This window comes from Aeromonas sp. QDB25 (assembly GCF_027707725.1).
Classification (GTDB): Bacteria; Pseudomonadota; Gammaproteobacteria; order Enterobacterales; family Aeromonadaceae; genus Aeromonas; species Aeromonas caviae.
On sequence record NZ_JAPCIZ010000026.1, the window covers coordinates 792 to 18,088 of the forward strand.

31 protein-coding genes are annotated in these 17,297 nt (G+C 55.1%); 1 reads left to right on the forward strand and 30 read right to left on the reverse strand.

What is annotated here, in order from left to right; translation table 11 throughout:
- Positions 1-169 precede the first annotated feature (169 nt).
- From rplQ to rpsJ, 28 genes are all read right to left on the reverse strand, one after another.
- On the reverse strand, positions 170-553 hold the full coding sequence (rplQ, locus tag PG883_RS10980; protein ID WP_005307999.1) for a 50S ribosomal protein L17: 384 nt from the start codon (positions 551-553) through the stop codon (positions 170-172).
- Positions 554-596: 43 nt separating this feature from the next.
- Positions 597-1,586 (reverse strand): DNA-directed RNA polymerase subunit alpha, encoded by a 990-nt coding sequence (locus tag PG883_RS10985; protein ID WP_005307997.1) that lies wholly within the window; start codon positions 1,584-1,586, stop codon positions 597-599.
- Positions 1,587-1,611: 25 nt separating this feature from the next.
- Positions 1,612-2,232 carry a 30S ribosomal protein S4 gene (gene rpsD, locus PG883_RS10990; protein WP_010672568.1) on the reverse strand — a complete coding sequence of 207 codons (621 nt, stop codon included), beginning with the start codon at positions 2,230-2,232 and terminating at the stop codon, positions 1,612-1,614.
- A gap of 39 nt (positions 2,233-2,271) precedes the next feature.
- Complete coding sequence (gene rpsK / locus PG883_RS10995; protein ID WP_005319702.1) at positions 2,272-2,661, reverse strand: 30S ribosomal protein S11; 390 nt, start codon at positions 2,659-2,661, stop codon at positions 2,272-2,274.
- Positions 2,662-2,675: 14 nt separating this feature from the next.
- Positions 2,676-3,032, reverse strand: a complete 357-nt coding sequence (gene rpsM, locus PG883_RS11000) for a 30S ribosomal protein S13 (RefSeq protein WP_005307991.1) — start codon at positions 3,030-3,032, stop codon at positions 2,676-2,678.
- Positions 3,033-3,171: 139 nt separating this feature from the next.
- Positions 3,172-3,285, reverse strand: a complete 114-nt coding sequence (gene rpmJ / locus PG883_RS11005; RefSeq protein ID WP_005319705.1) for a 50S ribosomal protein L36 — start codon at positions 3,283-3,285, stop codon at positions 3,172-3,174.
- A 27-nt stretch (positions 3,286-3,312) separates the two neighbouring features.
- The gene (secY, locus tag PG883_RS11010) at positions 3,313-4,641 is read right to left on the reverse strand and encodes a preprotein translocase subunit SecY (protein ID WP_010672567.1); all 1,329 of its coding nucleotides are present in this window, start codon (positions 4,639-4,641) and stop codon (positions 3,313-3,315) included.
- A gap of 8 nt (positions 4,642-4,649) precedes the next feature.
- Positions 4,650-5,087 (reverse strand): 50S ribosomal protein L15, encoded by a 438-nt coding sequence (gene rplO / locus PG883_RS11015; RefSeq protein ID WP_005307987.1) that lies wholly within the window; start codon positions 5,085-5,087, stop codon positions 4,650-4,652.
- A gap of 2 nt (positions 5,088-5,089) precedes the next feature.
- Positions 5,090-5,269: a 50S ribosomal protein L30 gene (gene rpmD / locus PG883_RS11020; protein ID WP_005307985.1), complete on the reverse strand. Its 180-nt coding sequence runs from the start codon at positions 5,267-5,269 to the stop codon at positions 5,090-5,092.
- Positions 5,270-5,275: 6 nt separating this feature from the next.
- Entirely contained in the window at positions 5,276-5,776 is a 501-nt protein-coding gene (rpsE, locus tag PG883_RS11025; protein WP_005340605.1) for a 30S ribosomal protein S5, read from the reverse strand.
- 14 nt (positions 5,777-5,790) lie between these two features.
- Positions 5,791-6,144 carry a 50S ribosomal protein L18 gene (gene rplR / locus PG883_RS11030; protein WP_010672566.1) on the reverse strand — a complete coding sequence of 118 codons (354 nt, stop codon included), beginning with the start codon at positions 6,142-6,144 and terminating at the stop codon, positions 5,791-5,793.
- Between the two features lie 9 nt (positions 6,145-6,153).
- A complete protein-coding gene (gene rplF / locus PG883_RS11035; RefSeq protein WP_010672565.1) occupies positions 6,154-6,687 on the reverse strand; it encodes a 50S ribosomal protein L6 in 534 nt (177 codons plus the stop codon).
- 13 nt (positions 6,688-6,700) lie between these two features.
- The gene (gene rpsH / locus PG883_RS11040; RefSeq protein WP_010672564.1) at positions 6,701-7,093 is read right to left on the reverse strand and encodes a 30S ribosomal protein S8; all 393 of its coding nucleotides are present in this window, start codon (positions 7,091-7,093) and stop codon (positions 6,701-6,703) included.
- A 19-nt stretch (positions 7,094-7,112) separates the two neighbouring features.
- Positions 7,113-7,418 (reverse strand): 30S ribosomal protein S14, encoded by a 306-nt coding sequence (gene rpsN / locus PG883_RS11045; RefSeq protein ID WP_005331161.1) that lies wholly within the window; start codon positions 7,416-7,418, stop codon positions 7,113-7,115.
- Positions 7,419-7,428: 10 nt separating this feature from the next.
- Positions 7,429-7,968: a 50S ribosomal protein L5 gene (gene rplE / locus PG883_RS11050; protein ID WP_005331162.1), complete on the reverse strand. Its 540-nt coding sequence runs from the start codon at positions 7,966-7,968 to the stop codon at positions 7,429-7,431.
- 13 nt (positions 7,969-7,981) lie between these two features.
- Complete coding sequence (gene rplX, locus PG883_RS11055) at positions 7,982-8,299, reverse strand: 50S ribosomal protein L24 (protein ID WP_005307977.1); 318 nt, start codon at positions 8,297-8,299, stop codon at positions 7,982-7,984.
- Between the two features lie 11 nt (positions 8,300-8,310).
- The gene (gene rplN, locus PG883_RS11060; RefSeq protein WP_005307975.1) at positions 8,311-8,679 is read right to left on the reverse strand and encodes a 50S ribosomal protein L14; all 369 of its coding nucleotides are present in this window, start codon (positions 8,677-8,679) and stop codon (positions 8,311-8,313) included.
- A 148-nt stretch (positions 8,680-8,827) separates the two neighbouring features.
- A complete protein-coding gene (gene rpsQ, locus PG883_RS11065) occupies positions 8,828-9,076 on the reverse strand; it encodes a 30S ribosomal protein S17 (protein WP_005307966.1) in 249 nt (82 codons plus the stop codon).
- Positions 9,076-9,267 (reverse strand): 50S ribosomal protein L29, encoded by a 192-nt coding sequence (gene rpmC, locus PG883_RS11070; protein WP_005307965.1) that lies wholly within the window; start codon positions 9,265-9,267, stop codon positions 9,076-9,078. Before rpmC ends, rpsQ begins: the two co-directional genes overlap by 1 nt.
- On the reverse strand, positions 9,267-9,680 hold the full coding sequence (gene rplP / locus PG883_RS11075) for a 50S ribosomal protein L16 (protein WP_010672562.1): 414 nt from the start codon (positions 9,678-9,680) through the stop codon (positions 9,267-9,269). The genes rpmC and rplP overlap by 1 nt, the downstream gene beginning before the upstream one ends.
- A gap of 13 nt (positions 9,681-9,693) precedes the next feature.
- Complete coding sequence (gene rpsC / locus PG883_RS11080; protein WP_005331168.1) at positions 9,694-10,407, reverse strand: 30S ribosomal protein S3; 714 nt, start codon at positions 10,405-10,407, stop codon at positions 9,694-9,696.
- A gap of 3 nt (positions 10,408-10,410) precedes the next feature.
- Positions 10,411-10,755, reverse strand: coding sequence for a 50S ribosomal protein L22 (gene rplV / locus PG883_RS11085; protein ID WP_010672561.1), 345 nt, complete (start codon positions 10,753-10,755; stop codon positions 10,411-10,413).
- Positions 10,756-10,765: 10 nt separating this feature from the next.
- Positions 10,766-11,044: a 30S ribosomal protein S19 gene (gene rpsS, locus PG883_RS11090; protein ID WP_005307960.1), complete on the reverse strand. Its 279-nt coding sequence runs from the start codon at positions 11,042-11,044 to the stop codon at positions 10,766-10,768.
- Between the two features lie 22 nt (positions 11,045-11,066).
- Positions 11,067-11,888, reverse strand: coding sequence for a 50S ribosomal protein L2 (rplB, locus tag PG883_RS11095; protein ID WP_010672560.1), 822 nt, complete (start codon positions 11,886-11,888; stop codon positions 11,067-11,069).
- 15 nt (positions 11,889-11,903) lie between these two features.
- Positions 11,904-12,206 carry a 50S ribosomal protein L23 gene (rplW, locus tag PG883_RS11100; protein ID WP_005307955.1) on the reverse strand — a complete coding sequence of 101 codons (303 nt, stop codon included), beginning with the start codon at positions 12,204-12,206 and terminating at the stop codon, positions 11,904-11,906.
- On the reverse strand, positions 12,203-12,808 hold the full coding sequence (gene rplD, locus PG883_RS11105; RefSeq protein ID WP_005340616.1) for a 50S ribosomal protein L4: 606 nt from the start codon (positions 12,806-12,808) through the stop codon (positions 12,203-12,205). Before rplD ends, rplW begins: the two co-directional genes overlap by 4 nt.
- 17 nt (positions 12,809-12,825) lie before the next feature.
- Positions 12,826-13,458 carry a 50S ribosomal protein L3 gene (rplC, locus tag PG883_RS11110; RefSeq protein WP_010672559.1) on the reverse strand — a complete coding sequence of 211 codons (633 nt, stop codon included), beginning with the start codon at positions 13,456-13,458 and terminating at the stop codon, positions 12,826-12,828.
- A 22-nt stretch (positions 13,459-13,480) separates the two neighbouring features.
- Positions 13,481-13,792 carry a 30S ribosomal protein S10 gene (gene rpsJ, locus PG883_RS11115; RefSeq protein WP_005307944.1) on the reverse strand — a complete coding sequence of 104 codons (312 nt, stop codon included), beginning with the start codon at positions 13,790-13,792 and terminating at the stop codon, positions 13,481-13,483.
- A gap of 353 nt (positions 13,793-14,145) precedes the next feature.
- Between rpsJ and PG883_RS11120 the strand changes: the two genes are divergently transcribed.
- A complete protein-coding gene (locus PG883_RS11120) occupies positions 14,146-15,060 on the forward strand; it encodes a DMT family transporter (RefSeq protein WP_041214072.1) in 915 nt (304 codons plus the stop codon).
- 35 nt (positions 15,061-15,095) lie between these two features.
- On the opposite strand, the gene envZ is transcribed toward PG883_RS11120, so the two are convergent.
- Together envZ and ompR are read right to left on the reverse strand one after the other, a co-directional pair.
- The gene (envZ, locus tag PG883_RS11125; RefSeq protein WP_010672557.1) at positions 15,096-16,406 is read right to left on the reverse strand and encodes a two-component system sensor histidine kinase EnvZ; all 1,311 of its coding nucleotides are present in this window, start codon (positions 16,404-16,406) and stop codon (positions 15,096-15,098) included.
- Positions 16,403-17,122, reverse strand: a complete 720-nt coding sequence (gene ompR / locus PG883_RS11130; RefSeq protein WP_010672556.1) for an osmolarity response regulator transcription factor OmpR — start codon at positions 17,120-17,122, stop codon at positions 16,403-16,405. Before ompR ends, envZ begins: the two co-directional genes overlap by 4 nt.
- Positions 17,123-17,297 lie beyond the last annotated feature (175 nt).

The following is a 17,297-nucleotide window of genomic DNA, read 5'->3' on the forward strand; positions in this document are numbered from 1 at the left end:
GTAGAGGCAGTAGAGGCAGTAGAGGCAGTAGAGGCAGTAGAGGCAGTAGAGGCAGTAGAGGCAGTAGAGGCAGTAGAGGCAGTAGAGGCAGTAGAGGCAGTAGAGGCAGTAGAGGCAGTATCAGAATCCACCAAAAGAAAAGCCGGGACAAGCCCGGCTTTTTCTTTTATCACTCAGCAGCTGCTTCAGCAGCGGCCGGGCGGTCTACCAGCTCAATGTAAGCCATAGGAGCGTTGTCACCAGCACGGAAACCGCATTTCAGAATGCGAGTATAACCGCCGGCGCGCTCCAGGTAGCGCGGGCCCAGTTCATTGAACAGCTTAGCCACGATCGCGTTATCGCGAGTACGGGCAAATGCCAGGCGACGATTAGCAACGCTATCAGTCTTGGCAAGGGTGATCAGCGGTTCAACTACACGACGCAGCTCTTTTGCCTTAGGCAGAGTCGTCTTGATGATCTCATGACGAACCAGGGAGCTGGCCATGTTGCGGAACATAGCCTGACGATGGCTGCTGTTCCGGTTCAGTTGACGACCACTCAAACGATGGCGCATGACCTTATCCTTCTAACTAAATCTGTGAAACCCGTAATCTGGATTACTCGTCAGCGATGCTGGCGGGCGGCCAGTTCTCAAGGCGCATGCCAAGAGACAGACCACGGGAGGCCAACACGTCCTTGATCTCAGTCAGGGACTTCTTACCGAGGTTAGGAGTCTTAAGCAACTCAACTTCGGTACGCTGTACCAGATCACCAATATAGTGGATAGCTTCTGCCTTCAGACAGTTCGCTGAACGAACTGTCAGCTCCAAATCATCGACAGGACGCAGCAGAATCGGATCAAACTCGGGTTTCTCTTCTTTCTTCTCGGGCACGCTGACATCGCGCAGATCCACGAAAGCTTCCAGTTGCTCTGCCAGAATAGTGGCGGAACGACGGATGGCTTCTTCCGGATCCAGAGTACCATTGGTCTCCATGTCGATAACCAGCTTGTCCAAGTCGGTGCGCTGTTCCACACGTGCCGCCTCGACATTGTAGGCGATGCGAACGATGGGGCTGAACGCGGAGTCCAGCAGCAGGCGACCGATAGGACGCTCTTCATCATCGTTGTGAACACGAGCAGAAGCAGGCACATAACCACGACCGCGCTGAACTTTCAGGCGCATGCTGATCTCAGCATTTGCACCAGTCAGGTGGCAGATTACGTGCTCCGGGTTTACGATCTCGACTTCATCACCGTGAGTGATATCACCAGCGGTAACGGGGCCTGTTCCAGACTTGGTCAGGGACAGAGTTACCTCGTCCTTGCCTTCCAGCTTCACAGCGATACCTTTCAGGTTGAGCAGGATTTCAAGAATGTCTTCCTGTACACCTTCTTTGCTGCTGTACTCGTGCAGTACTCCGTCGATCTCGACTTCAGTAACCGCACAACCGGGCATAGATGACAGCAAAATACGACGCAGGGCATTGCCCAGCGTGTGGCCAAAGCCACGCTCAAGCGGCTCGAGAGTCACTTTCGCGTGAGTCGGGCTAACTTGCTCGATGTCAACTAGCCGCGGTTTAAGAAAATCTGTTACAGAACCCAGCATTGTGTCCTCTCTTTAGAAGCTAGCTTTACTTGGAGTAAAGCTCGACGATCAGCTGTTCGTTAATGTCGGCAGACAGGTCGGAACGCTCCGGCAGGCGCTTGAAGGCACCTTCCATCTTAGCAGCGTCAACCTCTACCCAAGTCGGCTTCTCGCGCTGACCAGCAACTTCCAGGGAAGCTTTGATACGCGCTTGCTTCTTAGCCTTCTCGCGAACGCAGATCACGTCCTCAGGGGATACCTGGAAAGAAGGAACATTCACAACGCGGCCGTTTACCATGATGGCTTTGTGGCTCACCAGCTGACGAGATTCAGCACGAGTGGCGCCGAAGCCCATGCGGTAGACGACGTTGTCCAGACGACCTTCCAGCAGCTGCAACAGGTTTTCACCGGTGTTACCCTTTTGACGGGCAGCGTCGCGGTAGTAGTTGCGGAACTGTTTTTCCAATACGCCGTAGATACGACGTACTTTTTGTTTCTCGCGCAGTTGCACACCGTAGTCGGACAGACGCGCTTTACGCGCACCGTGTTGACCAGGAACGGTGTCAATCTTGCACTTAGAATCAATCGCACGAACACCAGACTTCAGGAAGAGGTCGGTGCCCTCACGACGGCTAAGCTTAAGCTTAGGACCGATATATCTTGCCATCTTCTTTCTCCAACAATCCTAGACCAAGTAGCTACAGCGTTACACGCGGCGCTTCTTGGGAGGACGACAACCGTTGTGCGGGATCGGAGTCACATCAGTAATGTTAGTGATGCGGAAACCAGCCGCGTTCAGAGCGCGGATGGAAGACTCACGACCGGGACCCGGACCTTTGACCATGACTTCCAGGTTCTTCACGCCGTATTCTTTGGCGATCTCACCAGCACGCTCAGCAGCTACCTGGGCAGCAAACGGAGTGGACTTACGGGAACCACGGAAACCGGAACCACCAGAGGTAGCCCAAGACAGAGCATTGCCCTGACGGTCAGTAATGGTCACGATTGTGTTGTTGAAAGATGCATGAACGTGCGCAATACCGTCGCTCACTTGCTTTTTAACGCGCTTGCGAGCACGAGTCGGAGTTTTAGCCATTTTCTACCTTCCCGTTACTTCTTGATAGCCTTGCGCGGACCCTTACGGGTACGAGCGTTGGTCTTGGTACGTTGACCACGAACAGGCAGGCTACGACGGTGACGCAAACCACGGTAGCAACCCAGATCCATCAATCGCTTGATGTTCATGGAAATCTGACGACGCAGGTCACCTTCGACGGTGAATTTACCTACTTGTTCACGCAGACTCTCGATCTGAGCTTCGTCCAGGTCTTTAATTTTCACATTCTCAGCGATACCGGCTGCGGCACAGATGGCCTTGGAGCGGGTACGACCGACGCCATAAATAGCAGTCAACGCAATGACTGCATGTTTATGGTCAGGAATGTTAATGCCAGCGATACGGGCCACTATTCACTCCTACATATAGTAGATAACGACCACCACAAAGCCCGTGAGCGGATACGTGGCGGTCAACCAATACACAACAAAAGTTGGCTGGCTATATTAGCCAGCACAACTATTTGTTGCAAGTACTAACCGTAAAAAATTAGCCTTGGCGCTGTTTATGCTTTGGCTCGCTGCAAATCACACGCACCACACCGTGACGCTTGATGATTTTGCAGTTACGGCAGATTGCCTTAACGGAAGCACGAACTTTCATTGCTTAACTCCGTAACTACGCCGACCTTTAGCGGCCGTAGCCCTTCAGGTTGGCCTTCCTCAGGACGTCGCCATATTGATGAGACATCATATGGGTCTGAACCTGAGCCATGAAGTCCATGATAACTACCACGATAATCAGCAGCGAGGTGCCACCGAAGTAGAACTGTACGTTCCAGGCAGTCATCAGGAACTGGGGTACCAGACAGATAAAGGTAATATAGAGCGCACCTGCCAATGTCAGGCGAGTCATAACCTTATCGATGTAACGTGCTGTCTGCTCGCCCGGGCGGATCCCCGGGATAAAGGCTCCACTCTTCTTCAGGTTATCTGCTGTCTCGCGGGGGTTGAACACCAGCGCGGTATAGAAGAAGCAGAAGAAGATAATGGCTGCTGCATAGAGCATCTCGTACAAGGGCTGACCCGGCTGCAGGACCATAGAGACCTGTTGCAGAATGTCAGCGATCTTGCCCTCGCCCTGACCAAACCAGGAGGTAATGGTACCCGGGAAGAGGATGATGCTGGATGCGAAAATCGCAGGAATCACACCGGCCATATTCACTTTCAACGGCAGGTGTGTGCTTTGCGCAGCGAATACCTGGCGGCCTTGTTGACGCTTGGCATAGTTAACGACGATACGACGCTGACCACGCTCCACGAACACCACAAAGTAAGTCACAGCGAAAACAATCAAGCCCAGCAACAACAACAGCAGGATGTGCAATTCCCCTTGACGTGCCTGTTCGGCCGTAGCGCCAATGGCATGAGGCAGACCGGCGACGATACCTGTGAAGATAATCAACGAGATACCATTACCAATCCCACGCTCGGTAATCTGTTCACCCAACCACATCAAGAACATGGTACCGGTGACCAGACTCACAACGGCTGTGAAATAGAAGCCCAAACCCGGATGAGTCACGAGTCCTTGCATCATATTCGGCAGACCTGTTGCAATACCAATGGCCTGGAACGTTCCCAAAACCAGCGTGCCCCAACGGGTATATTGGCTAATCTTGCGACGGCCGGATTCACCTTCTTTCTTGAGTTCAGCAAGAGCAGGGTGAACCACAGTCAGCAGCTGGATAATAATCGACGCCGAAATGTACGGCATGATCCCCAGTGCAAGAATAGAAGCACGCGAGAGTGCACCACCACTGAACATGTTGAACATCTCAATGATGGTGCCCTTCTGTTGTTGGAACAACTCGGCCAGTACGGCGGCGTCAATACCAGGGATCGGCACATAAGAGCCTGCACGGAACACGATAATTGCCCCGAGAACGAAGAGCAGACGGCTCTTCAGTTCGCTCAGACCACCTTGTGCTTTAACATCCAATCCTGGTTTCTTAGCCATTGTACTGATTATTCCTCGATTTTACCGCCAGCGGCCTCGATGGCTGCACGTGCACCCTTGGTGACGGACAGACCACGAACGGTCACAGCACGGTCAATGTTGCCAGACAGAACAACTTTAGCGAACACGATGTTTTTGGTAATAACACCGGCTTGCTTCAGAGTGCTCACGTCGACCACATCACCTTCTACCAGGGCGATTTCGTTCAGGCGCACTTCGGCAGAAACCAAAGATTTGCGAGAGAAGAAACCGAACTTCGGCAGACGGATTTTCAAAGGCATCTGGCCGCCTTCGAAACCGTTGCGGACCTTGCCGCCACCGGAACGAGAGGTCTGACCTTTAACACCACGACCACCGGTCTTGCCCAGACCAGAACCGATACCACGGCCCGGACGGTGCTTGACGCGCTTGGAGCCAGCGGCCGGAGACAGAGTATTCAGACGCATGCTTAGCCCTCCACCTTAACCATGTAATAAACCTGGTTGATCATGCCGCGTACGCAGGGAGTATCTTCCAGCTCAACGGTGTGACCAATGCGACGCAGACCCAGACCACGCAGAGTCGCCTTGTGCTTTGGCAGACGGCCGATAGAGCTGCGAGTTTGAGTTACTTTTACAGTGTTAGCCATGTCGCATTACCCCAGAATTTCTTCAACGCGTAGACCACGCTTGGCCGCGATCTGTTCCGGTGATTGACCGTGAACCAGAGCGTCGACAGTTGCGCGAACAACGTTGATTGGGTTGGTGGAACCGTAGGTCTTGGCCAGCACGTTGTGGATACCAGCAACTTCCAGTACGGCACGCATGGCGCCGCCTGCAATGATACCAGTACCTTGGGAGGCCGGCTTCATGAACACGGTGGAACCAGAGTGAACGCCACGCACCGGGTGGTGCAGGGTGCCGTTGTTCAGCTCAACCTTGTTCAGGTTACGCTTAGCCTGTTCCATCGCCTTTTGAATGGCGGCCGGAACTTCACGGGCCTTACCGTAACCGTAACCTACACGGCCGTTACCATCACCCACCACGGTCAACGCGGTGAAGGACATGATACGACCACCTTTAACAGTTTTCGAAACACGGTTTACTGCAATGAGCTTTTCTTGCAGTTCGCCGGCTTGAGATTCGACTTTAGCCATCTTCGACTCCTAGCTTAGAACTGAAGACCAGCGTCACGAGCAGCGGCAGCCAGAGCGGCTACACGACCGTGATACTTGAAACCGGAACGATCGAAAGATACGTTCTGAACGCCTTTGGCAATAGCACGCTCAGCGATAGCCTTACCTACAGCGGTAGCAGCATCTGCGTTACCGGTGTATTTCAGAGCTTCACTGATGGCTTTCTCTACTGTGGAAGCAGAGGCCAGAACTTCGGAACCGTTGGCTGCAATAACCTGCGCATAGATATGACGCGGGGTACGGTGAACAACCAGACGGGTAGCTCCCAGTTCCTGCATCTTTTTCCGAGCACGAGTAGCACGACGGAGACGAGCTGCTTTCTTGTCCATAGTGTTACCTTACTTCTTCTTAGCTTCTTTAGTACGCACTTGCTCGTTGGCATAGCGTACACCCTTGCCCTTGTAGGGCTCCGGAGCGCGGTAAGCACGGATATCGGCGGCGACTTGGCCAACCAGCTGCTTGTCCACACCACGCAGAACGATCTCGGTGGCGGACGGACATTCAGCGGTGACACCAGCCGGCAGCGCATGCTCTACCGGGTGAGAGAAGCCCAGTGCCAGCGCAACAGCATTGCCCTTGATGGAGGCTTTGTAACCTACACCAACCAGCTGCAGCTTGCGCTCGAAGCCTTGGGTAACACCGACTACCATGTTGTTGACCAATGCACGGGCAGTACCGGCCTGAGCGTCAGCACCAGCGATGCCATCGCGCGGGGCGAACTTCAGTACATTGTCTTCTTTGGTCACTTCTACACCGGCGTGGATGGAACGAACCAGGGAACCCTTGCCACCTTTGATGGACAGTTCTTGGCCGTTCAGAGTCACCTCTACGCCAGCAGGAATAGTGACGGGTGCCTTAGCAACGCGAGACATTTCCGACCTCCTATTAAGCGACGTAGCAGATGATCTCACCACCCATGCTTGCCTTGCGGGCAGCACGGTCGGTCATCACACCTTTAGACGTGGACACGATAGCAACACCGAGACCGCCCATGACTTTCGGCAGATCAGTAGTGCGCTTGTAAATACGCAGGCCGGGACGGCTCACGCGTTGGATCAGTTCTACAACCGGCTTGCCCTGGAAATACTTCAGTTCGATTTCCAGTTCCGGTTTCACGTCACCAGCTACGTTGTAGCCAGCGATGTAACCTTCTTCTTTCAGCACTTTGGCGATAGCCACTTTCAGCTTGGAAGAAGGCATGGAAACCGCAACTTTGCTCGCCGCCTGACCGTTACGGATGCGGGTCAGCATATCCGCGATCGGATCTTGCATGCTCATAGTCTAACTCCCGAGATTCTTACCAAGAGGCCTTTTTGAGGCCCGGAATTTCGCCCTTCATGGCATGCTCACGCACCTTGATGCGAGAGAGGCCAAACTTCCGCAGGAAACCGTGCGGACGACCAGTGATGTTGCAACGGTTACGCTGGCGGGACGGACTGGAATCACGGGGCAGCTGTTGCAGTTGCAAGACAGCATCCCAACGCGCTTCTTCAGAAGCGTTCATATCAACGATGATAGCTTTCAGCTCGGTACGCTTGGTCGCGAACTTGGCTGCCAGCTTCGCACGCTTTGCTTCACGTGCTTTCATGGATGTTTTAGCCATAACCCTAACCTTACTTGCGGAATGGGAAGTTAAAGGCAGCCAGCAGAGCACGGCCTTCTTCGTCGGTATTCGCGGAAGTGGTGATGGTGATATCCAGACCACGGACGCGATCGACCTTGTCATAGTCGATTTCCGGGAAGATGATTTGCTCACGCACGCCCATGGAGTAGTTACCACGGCCATCGAACGCCTTGGCGTTCAGACCACGGAAGTCACGGATACGCGGTACGGAGATGCAAATCAGCCGTTCCAGGAACTCCCACATACGCTCGCCACGCAGGGTTACTTTACAACCTATCGGGTAGCCTTCACGAATCTTGAAGCCCGCAACAGATTTGCGTGCTTTGGTGATCAGCGGCTTCTGACCGGAAATGGCAGCCATATCGGCAGCAGCATTTTCCAGCAATTTCTTGTCAGAGATCGCTTCACCAACACCCATGTTCAGGGTGATTTTCTCGATCCGAGGGACTTGCATGATAGTCTTGTAACCGAACTGCTTGGACAGTTCATTTACTACATCGGATTTGTAGTAATCATGCAGTTTCGCCATCGTTAAACTCCAATTACTTCACAAGTTCGCCGGTGGATTTGAAGAAACGGACTTTCTTGCCGTCTTCAATCCGGAAACCAACGCGGTCAGCCTTGCCAGTGGCAGAGTTGAACAGCGCGACGTTAGATACATCGATGGGGGCTTCTTTGGTGACGATGCCGCCAGCCTGACCCAGTGCGGGTACCGGCTTTTGGTGTTTCTTCACCTGGTTGATGCCTTCCACGATTACCTTACCTTTTGCAATCAGGACTTGAGTGACTTTGCCACGCTTGCCCTTGTCTTTGCCGGTAAGAACAATTACTTCGTCTTCGCGACGGATTTTAGCTGCCATCGTTCGACTCCTTACAGTACTTCGGGTGCCAGGGACACAATCTTCATGAACTTCTCGTTACGGAGTTCACGGGTCACCGGGCCAAAAATACGAGTACCGATTGGCTGTTGGTTGTTGTTAAGCAACACAGCCGCATTGTTGTCGAAACGGATGACAGAGCCGTCCGGACGACGAACGCCTTTACGGGTGCGTACGACCACCGCGTTATACACATCACCTTTCTTCACTTTACCGCGAGGAATGGCTTCCTTGATGGAAACCTTGATGATGTCGCCGATGCCGGCATAACGGCGGTGCGAACCACCCAGAACCTTAATACACATTACACTGCGAGCGCCGGAGTTGTCGGCAACACCCAGCATACTTTGCATCTGGATCATCTTAGTGCTCCGCTTTGTTTACTTCTTATCCCTGATGGGATCTGGCTGCCTTCAAAAGGCGCGAAACTATAACACAGCTATTTTTGAAAAGGTAGCCTAAAAAACAAACGGCCCCGATGGGGGGCCGTTTGGGCTAAAAAGTACCGAATTAGGCCTTTTCTACGACAGCAACCAGGGTCCAGGACTTGGTCTTGGACAGCGGGCGGCACTCGCGGATTTCCACGAGATCGCCAGCCTTGCACTCGTTGTTCTCGTCATGCACGTGCAGCTTGGTAGTACGCTTGATGATCTTACCGTAGATCGGGTGCTTTACCTTGCGCTCGATAGCGACGGTGATGGACTTGTCCATCTTGTCGCTAATTACACGACCTTGCAGAGTACGGATCTTGTCAGTCATTACGCACCTGCCTTCTCAGTCAGTACAGTCTTGATACGTGCGACGTCACGACGCACTTGTTTCAGAGTGTGAGTCTGAGCCAGCTGGCCGGTGGAAGCTTGCATGCGCATGTTGAATTGCTCACGCAGCAGACCCAGCAGCTCCTGGTTCAGTTCTTCGACGCTCTTTTGACGCAGATCTTGGGCTTTCATCACATCACCGTCTTAATTACGAAAGTGGTCTGAACAGACAGCTTAGCTGCGGCCAGGGCAAACGCTTCACGCGCCAGAGCCTCAGGTACACCATCCATCTCGTACAGAACCTTGCCAGGCTGGATCGGGCAAACCCAGTATTCCACGTTACCCTTACCTTTACCCATACGAACTTCGAGGGGCTTTTCGGTGATGGGCTTGTCCGGGAACACACGGATCCAGATCTTGCCTTGACGCTTAACGTGACGGGTCATGGCACGACGGGCTGCTTCGATTTGACGAGCAGTCAGTTGACCACGAGATGTCGCCTTCAGGCCAAAGGTACCGAAGGATACTTCGTTACCGGCATTGGCCAGACCGCGGTTACGACCCTTGTGGGTCTTGCGGAATTTAGTACGCTTAGGTTGCAACATTTACCGAATCTCCTTACTTGGCAGCGCGGCGCTTGTTGTCACGCTTGGGCTTCGCAGGAGCTTGCTCTTGAGCAGCGGCAGCATTGACTGCAGCCAGACCGCCCAGAACTTCGCCCTTGAAGATCCAAACTTTAACGCCGATCACACCGTAAGTGGTGTGGGCTTCAGAAGTTGCGTAGTCGATGTCGGCGCGCAGGGTGTGCAGGGGCACACGACCTTCACGGTACCATTCGGTACGCGCGATTTCAGCGCCGCCCAGACGACCGGAAACTTCCACTTTGATGCCCTTGGCACCCAGGCGCATGGCGTTCTGTACGGCGCGCTTCATAGCACGACGGAACATTACGCGACGCTCCAGCTGGGAAGTGATGCTGTCGGCAACCAGTTTGCCATCCAGCTCCGGCTTGCGGACTTCGGAAATGTTGATCTGAGCAGGCACGCCAGCGATTGCGGCTACAGCTTTGCGCAGTTTTTCAACGTCTTCGCCTTTCTTGCCGATCACGACACCCGGACGAGCGGTGTGAATGGTCACACGGATGCTCTTGGCCGGACGCTCGATAGTGATCTTGGACAAGGAAGCGTTTTTCAGCTCCTTGGTCAGGAACTGGCGTACTTGGAAATCGCTGTACAGGTTGTCAGCGAAGTCTTTGGTGTTCGCGAACCAGGTAGAATTCCAAGGCTTGGTAATACCCAGGCGAATGCCATTAGGATGTACTTTCTGACCCATTGCTTATCTCCCAGCCTTAGCGTCGGATACCACTACAGTGATGTGAGCGGTACGCTTGAGGATACGATCCGCGCGACCTTTGGCACGCGGGCGGATGCGCTTCATGGAGGGACCTTCGTCTACCATGATGGTGGCAACACGCAGGGTGTCGATATCGGCACCTTCGTTGTGCTCAGCGTTGGCAATGGCAGATTCCAGCACTTTCTTCACCAGAACAGCAGCCTTTTTCGGGCTGAAGGTCAGGATGTTCAGAGCCTTGTCTACGGACAGACCACGTACTTGATCGGCTACCAGACGAGCTTTCTGGGCAGAAGTACGGGCATAACGGTGTTTAGCGATAGCTTCCATCATTTATCCCTTAGCGCTTCTTAGCCTTCTTATCAGCAGCATGGCCGCGATAAGTACGAGTCGGTGCGAATTCACCCAGTTTGTGACCGATCATTTCTTCGGTAACGAAAACCGGAACGTGCTGACGACCATTATGGACAGCGATGGTCAAACCGATCATGTTCGGGATGATCATTGAACGACGGGACCAGGTCTTAACCGGCTTTTTATCCCCGCTTTCCACCGCTTTCTCTACCTTCTTCAGCAAGTGCAGGTCGATAAATGGACCCTTCTTGAGAGAACGTGGCATGGTGATTCCTCTATGTTAACAATTACTTGTTACGACGACGTACGATGTACTTGTCGGTACGCTTGTTCTTACGGGTCTTGAAGCCCTTAGCCTTCTGGCCCCATGGGGACACAGGCTGCATGCCCTTGTTACGACCCTCACCACCACCGTGCGGGTGATCAACCGGGTTCATCGCCATACCGCGAACGGTCGGACGAATACCACGCCAGCGGTTAGCACCGGCTTTACCCAGTTGACGCAGCATGTGCTCGGAGTTACCCACTTCACCGATGGTAGCGCGGCACTCGGCCAGAACTTTACGTACTTCGCCGGAACGCAGACGCAGAGTTACATAGTTACCTTCACGAGCCAGGATCTGGATGAAAGTACCAGCGGAACGAGCCAGCTGGGCACCTTTACCAGGCTTCATCTCAACGGCGTGAACGGTAGAACCGACCGGGATGTTGCGCATCGGCAGGGTGTTACCTACCTTGATGGCAGCATCAGCACCAGAGGCGATTGCATCACCAGCTTTCAGGCCTTTCGGAGCCAGGATGTAACGACGCTCGCCGTCTGCATACAGCACCAGGGCGATGTTTGCGGTACGGTTAGGATCGTATTCCAGACGCTCAACTTTGGCCGGAATGCCGTCTTTGTCGCGCTTGAAGTCGATCAGACGGTAGTGTTGCTTGTGACCACCACCGATATGACGAGTGGTGATACGACCGTTGTTGTTACGGCCACCGGACTTGCTTTTGCTGTCCAGCAGAGCGGCGAAGGGCTTGCCCTTGTACAGCTCTTGGTTGACGATCTTGACGACGTGGCGGCGGCCCGGAGAAGTAGGCTTGCACTTAACGATTGCCATTTTTCAGAACTCCTCTTACTCGGCTGCGCCCATGAAGTCGATGTCCTGACCAGCTTTCAGGGTCACATAAGCCTTTTTCCAATCGGAACGACGGCCTACGCGTGCACCTGCGCGCTTGGTCTTACCCTTCATGTTCAGGGTACGGACGGTCTCAACTTCGACCTCGAACAGTTTCGCAACTGCAGCTTTGACTTCCGCCTTGGTGGCATCAACAGCAACTTTGAACACGATAGTGTTCTGCTTTTCTGCGACCATGGTGCTCTTTTCAGAGATGTGCGGAGCCTTCAGAACTTTCAGCAGACGCTCTTCACGGATCATGCCAGCATCTCCTCGATTTGCTTAACTGCGTCAGCAGTCATCAGAACCTTGTCGAAAGCGATCAGGCTGACCGGGTCGATACCGGCAACGTCACGCACGTCAACTTTGTACAGGTTACGAGCAGCCAGGAACAGGTTCTCATCGACTTCAGCAGTCACGATCAGAACGTCAGTCAGTTCCATTTCTTTCAGCTTGGCGATCAGTTCTTTGGTCTTCGGCGCTTCGATGCCGAACTTCTCAACAACGATCAGGCGCTCTTGACGTACCAGCTCGGACAGGATGCTACGGATAGCGCCGCGGTACATCTTCTTGTTTACTTTCTGGCTGTGATCTTGCGGCTTAGCAGCAAAGGTCACACCACCGGAACGCCAGATGGGCGAACGGATGGAGCCAGCACGGGCACGACCAGTACCCTTCTGACGCCACGGCTTTTTGCCGCCACCAGACACTTCAGAGCGAGTCAGCTGCGCACGAGTACCCTGACGGGCACCAGCGGCATATGCAACGACAACCTGGTGAACCAGAGCTTCGTTGAATTCGCGCCCGAAGGTAGTCTCGGAAACTTCAAGAGCGCTCTTGGCGTCTTTCATTACCAATTCCATTACTATCTCCTCAGACGTTACGCTTTGACGGCAGGTTTGACGATCACGTTGCCGTTGGTTGCACCCGGTACTGCGCCTTTGATGAGCAGCAGGTTGCGTTCAGCGTCAACACGAACCAGTTCCAGGTTCTGAGTCGTTACACGCTCAGCACCCATGTGACCAGCCATCTTCTTGCCCTTGAATACACGGCCCGGGGTCTGGTTTTGACCGATGGAGCCAGGTACACGGTGGGACAGGGAGTTACCGTGGGTCATATCCTGGGTACGGAAGTTCCAGCGCTTAACAGTACCGGCAAAACCTTTACCCTTGGATGTGCCGGTAACGTCTACCAGCTTAACGTCAGCGAGAAGATCTACTTTCAGCTCGCTACCAACAGTGAAAGTTTCACCGTTGTTCAGGCGGAATTCCCACAGACCGCGACCGGCTTCTACACCAGCTTTGGCGAAGTGGCCAGCTTCCGGCTTGGTTACGCGGCTGGCTTTCTTGGCGCCAGTGGTAACCTGAATAGCGTTGTAGCCGTCGGTTTCTACAGATTTGACCTGAGTTACACGGTTAGCTTCAACTTCGATAACAGTCACCGGGATAGAAACGCCATCTTCAGTGAAGATGCGAGTCATACCCACTTTGCGACCTACAAGACCGATTGTCATTGTTATCAACCTCTTTCCGTAATTAACCCAGGCTGATCTGGACGTCTACACCAGCTGCCAGATCCAGACGCATCAGAGCGTCTACGGTCTTGTCAGTCGGCTCAACGATGTCTACCAGACGCTTGTGAGTGCGGATCTCGTACTGATCACGCGCGTCTTTGTTGACGTGCGGGGAGATCAGAACGGTGAAACGCTCTTTGCGAGTCGGCAGCGGGATAGGACCGCGAACCTGCGCGCCAGTGCGCTTAGCAGTTTCAACGATTTCCGCAGTGGATTGATCGATCAGGCGATGATCAAAAGCCTTCAGGCGGATACGGATTCTTTGGTTCTGCATTGACAGAGCTCCAATAGATAAAAGAACATAAATCAACACCGCCCGACCGGACTACTCCCGCCAGAGGTGTGATTTTTCACGTTTCCTCCCATATCGGGAGGACTGTATGGCTGGCAACTCGTAAACGGGAAGCTCAGCAAGCAGACATATCGTCTGGCTGCCTCATGGGCAAGCGGAGGGGATTATACGGATTTTTTCCACTCACGCAAGTGAAGGCGGACAGATTGTGCGCAATGTTGTGTGGCGGATGGATCTCCTTACGATCGGCCCATCGCCCTCGGCAAGATGGTAACGACAATGTTGCAAACAGGCTGATAGACTGCGCCCTCGCCCCTGTCTGCGGAACCCATCCCATGCTCAAGAATCAGAAGAAAGCCTACCAGTACGGGCTCTGTGCCGTCGCCCTCTGGTCCACGGTGGCCAGCGCCTTCAAGATCTCCCTCGCCTACTTTGAACCGGTACAGCTGCTGCTGGTCGCGGCCTGCACCTCGACCCTGACCCTGGGGTGCATAGTGGCCTGTCAGGGCAAACTGCCGCTACTGCTCGACTACATCAAGAGTCGCCCCCTCTACTACCTCGCTCTCGGGGTCCTGAACCCCTTTCTCTATTACCTGCTGCTGTTCAAGGCATATGATCTGCTGCCCGCCCAGCAGGCGCAGACTCTCAACTACACCTGGGCCATCACCCTCAGCCTGCTGGCCGTTCCCTTCCTCGGTCAAAAGCTGCGCCGCCGCGATGGCGTCGCCATCGTGCTCGGCTATTTCGGCGCCCTGGTGATCGCCACCAGGGGGGACGTGTTCGGTCTGCAGTTCGACAGCCCCCTCGGCGTCACGCTGGCGCTGGTGTCGACCCTGATCTGGGCCGGTTACTGGATCCTCAACACCCGCAATCAGGGGGACCCCGTCGTCAGCCTGCTGCTCGGCTTCCTCATCAGCCTGCCCTTCATCATCGTGGCGACCTGGTTGCTCTCGGACTTTGCCATGACCGCCTGGCAGGGATGGGCTGGCGCCATCTATGTGGGGCTGTTCGAGATGGGTTTCGGTTTCGTGCTCTGGCTGATGGCCCTGCGCCACGCCACCAACACGGCCCCCATCAGCAACCTTATCTTCATCTCGCCGTTTGCCTCTCTGGTGCTGCTCAACCTGTTGATCGGCGAAACCATTCACCCGGCAACCCCCATCGGGCTGGTTCTCATCGTCGCCGCCCTGCTTATCCAGCAACTCAAATATGGCAAGCGCTACCGCAAGGTGAGCGACCCCCACCCCTGACAGACAAAGGGCGTATCCCTCGATACGCCCTGCTTTCAATCCATCCACTCCAGCGGCTGGTTCTTGGGTAGCCGGATCTCCACCTGCAAGCCCCCCAGTTCGGAGCGCCCCAGCCTGATGGTGCCGTGATGCTGGGAGACTATCTTGGCAACGATGGCCAGCCCCAGCCCACTCCCGCCACCGGTGCGCGCCACATTGCCCTGGGTGAAGGGCTTGAGCACCCGGGAGTAGTCCTCTTCTGCGATCCCCGGGCCATTGTCGGAGAGTCGCAGCCGCACCCAGTGGCCATCATCCCTGAGCTCGGCCTGCAACCGGGTCGCACCATAGCGCAGGGAGTTGCCCGACAGATTGTTGAGGATACGGCGAATGCTGATGGGATGGCAGGCCACACGCACCGCCTCCTCCGGCAGGAGCAGCTCCACTTCCAGTCCCTGATCGGTCTGCATCAGCAACGCATCGTGAATGAGCTGGGTCAGGTCGACGGGCCGGGCATCGAGCCCCTCGTTCGGGCGAATGTAATCGATGAACTGATCAATGATGCCGTTCGACTCATCGATATCCGCATTGATGCTCTCCTTGAGGTACTCATCCCCCGAGGACATCATCTCGGTTGCGAGACGAATACGGGTGAGAGGGGTGCGCAAATCGTGGGATACCCCGGCCATCATCAGGTTGCGCTCCTCGATCAGCCCCTTGATGGAGCTCGACATGTGGTTGAAGGTGCGGGTCAGGCGGCGCACCTCCCGCGAGCCCTGCTCCCCCAGGGCATCGGGAAAGTTGCCGCGCGCCACCGCCACGGCCCCCGCTTCCAGATCCTCCAGCGGTCGCACCAGCTGACGGGCAAAACGCCAGGCTGCAAACAGGGTCACCACCAGCAAGACGCTCATATAGAGGATGAGCGGTTCGATGTCGTCATCTTCAATTTCAGTCAGGGGAATGCGCACCCACATCTGGCTGGCCTGGGGAGGCTGGATCCAGATGATATAGTGATCCTGGATTTCAACTCTGACCCTGGTATCCCCTTTCAATTCGCGGCTGATGCTCTGCTCCAGATAGGGGTAGGGCTTGGAATCATTCAGCCCGTGCTGCTCCGCCTCGCTCTGGGTATAGATGTCGCTGCCAGTGGTCACATAGACCAGCGCCTCGGCATCTTCACTGAGCGCCAGCTGGTTGTTGTCCACCGGGAAGATGAGTTTGACCTGGTTTGCCAGCAAGTGGCTGATCTGCTTGACGGTCGGCGCCAGCAGGTAGTTGTAGAAGGTAACGTAGGAGACGACTTGATAGACCACCAGCACGGCAGCCAGAAACCAGAGCATGCGGGAGAACATGCTGCCCACTTTCTTCATGCGTTCTCACCGTCCGGTACGAACACATACCCCAGACCCCAGACAGTCTGCAGATAGCGGGGCTGGGCCGGGTCCTGTTCCAGCAGGCGGCGCAGGCGGGAGACCTGCACATCAATGCTGCGCTCGGTGGCCGTGTACTCGCGACCACGGGCCAGGTTCATCAGCTTGTCACGGGAGAGCGGTTCGCGAGGATGACTCACCAGCACCTTGAGCACGGCGAACTCCCCGCTGGTCAGGGCAACCGGTTCGCCATCACGACTCAGTTCACGGGTCGCCAGATTGAGCTGGTAGGCCCCGAAACTCACCATCTTCTCCGCCGCGGAAGGGGCGCCGGGCAGCTCCACGGTATGGCGGCGCAGCACGGCGCGGATCCGGGCCAGCAGCTCACGGGGGTTGAACGGCTTGGGCAGATAATCGTCGGCCCCCATCTCCAGACCGACGATGCGATCCACTTCGTCCCCCTTGGCGGTGAGCATCAAGACAGGGATCTGGTTGCCGGCCTCGCGCAGGCGGCGGCAGATGGAGAGGCCGTCTTCCCCCGGCAGCATCAGATCAAGCACCATCAGGCTGAAGTTTTCACGCGTCAGCAGGCGATCGGCCTGCTCCCCGTTGGCGACACCCCGCACTACAAACCCCTGCTCGGTGAGGTAGCGCTCCAGCAAGGAACGCAGTTTCAGATCGTCGTCCACCACCAGGACCTTGTATTGCTGACTCATTGCCACCTCTCTTTTCTGTCTCCCCTCATACTAGAGCCGCCCCCTGCAACCACAAAGCATAAATATGTTACCGGTTATTGCCCTCATTCGGCCCCGGAGCCGGGAAGGATGGATGGCCAGCTCTGCTTTTTGCTCGACAGGGCGGCGACAATGACTAAGATCCCGGGCAACCGGA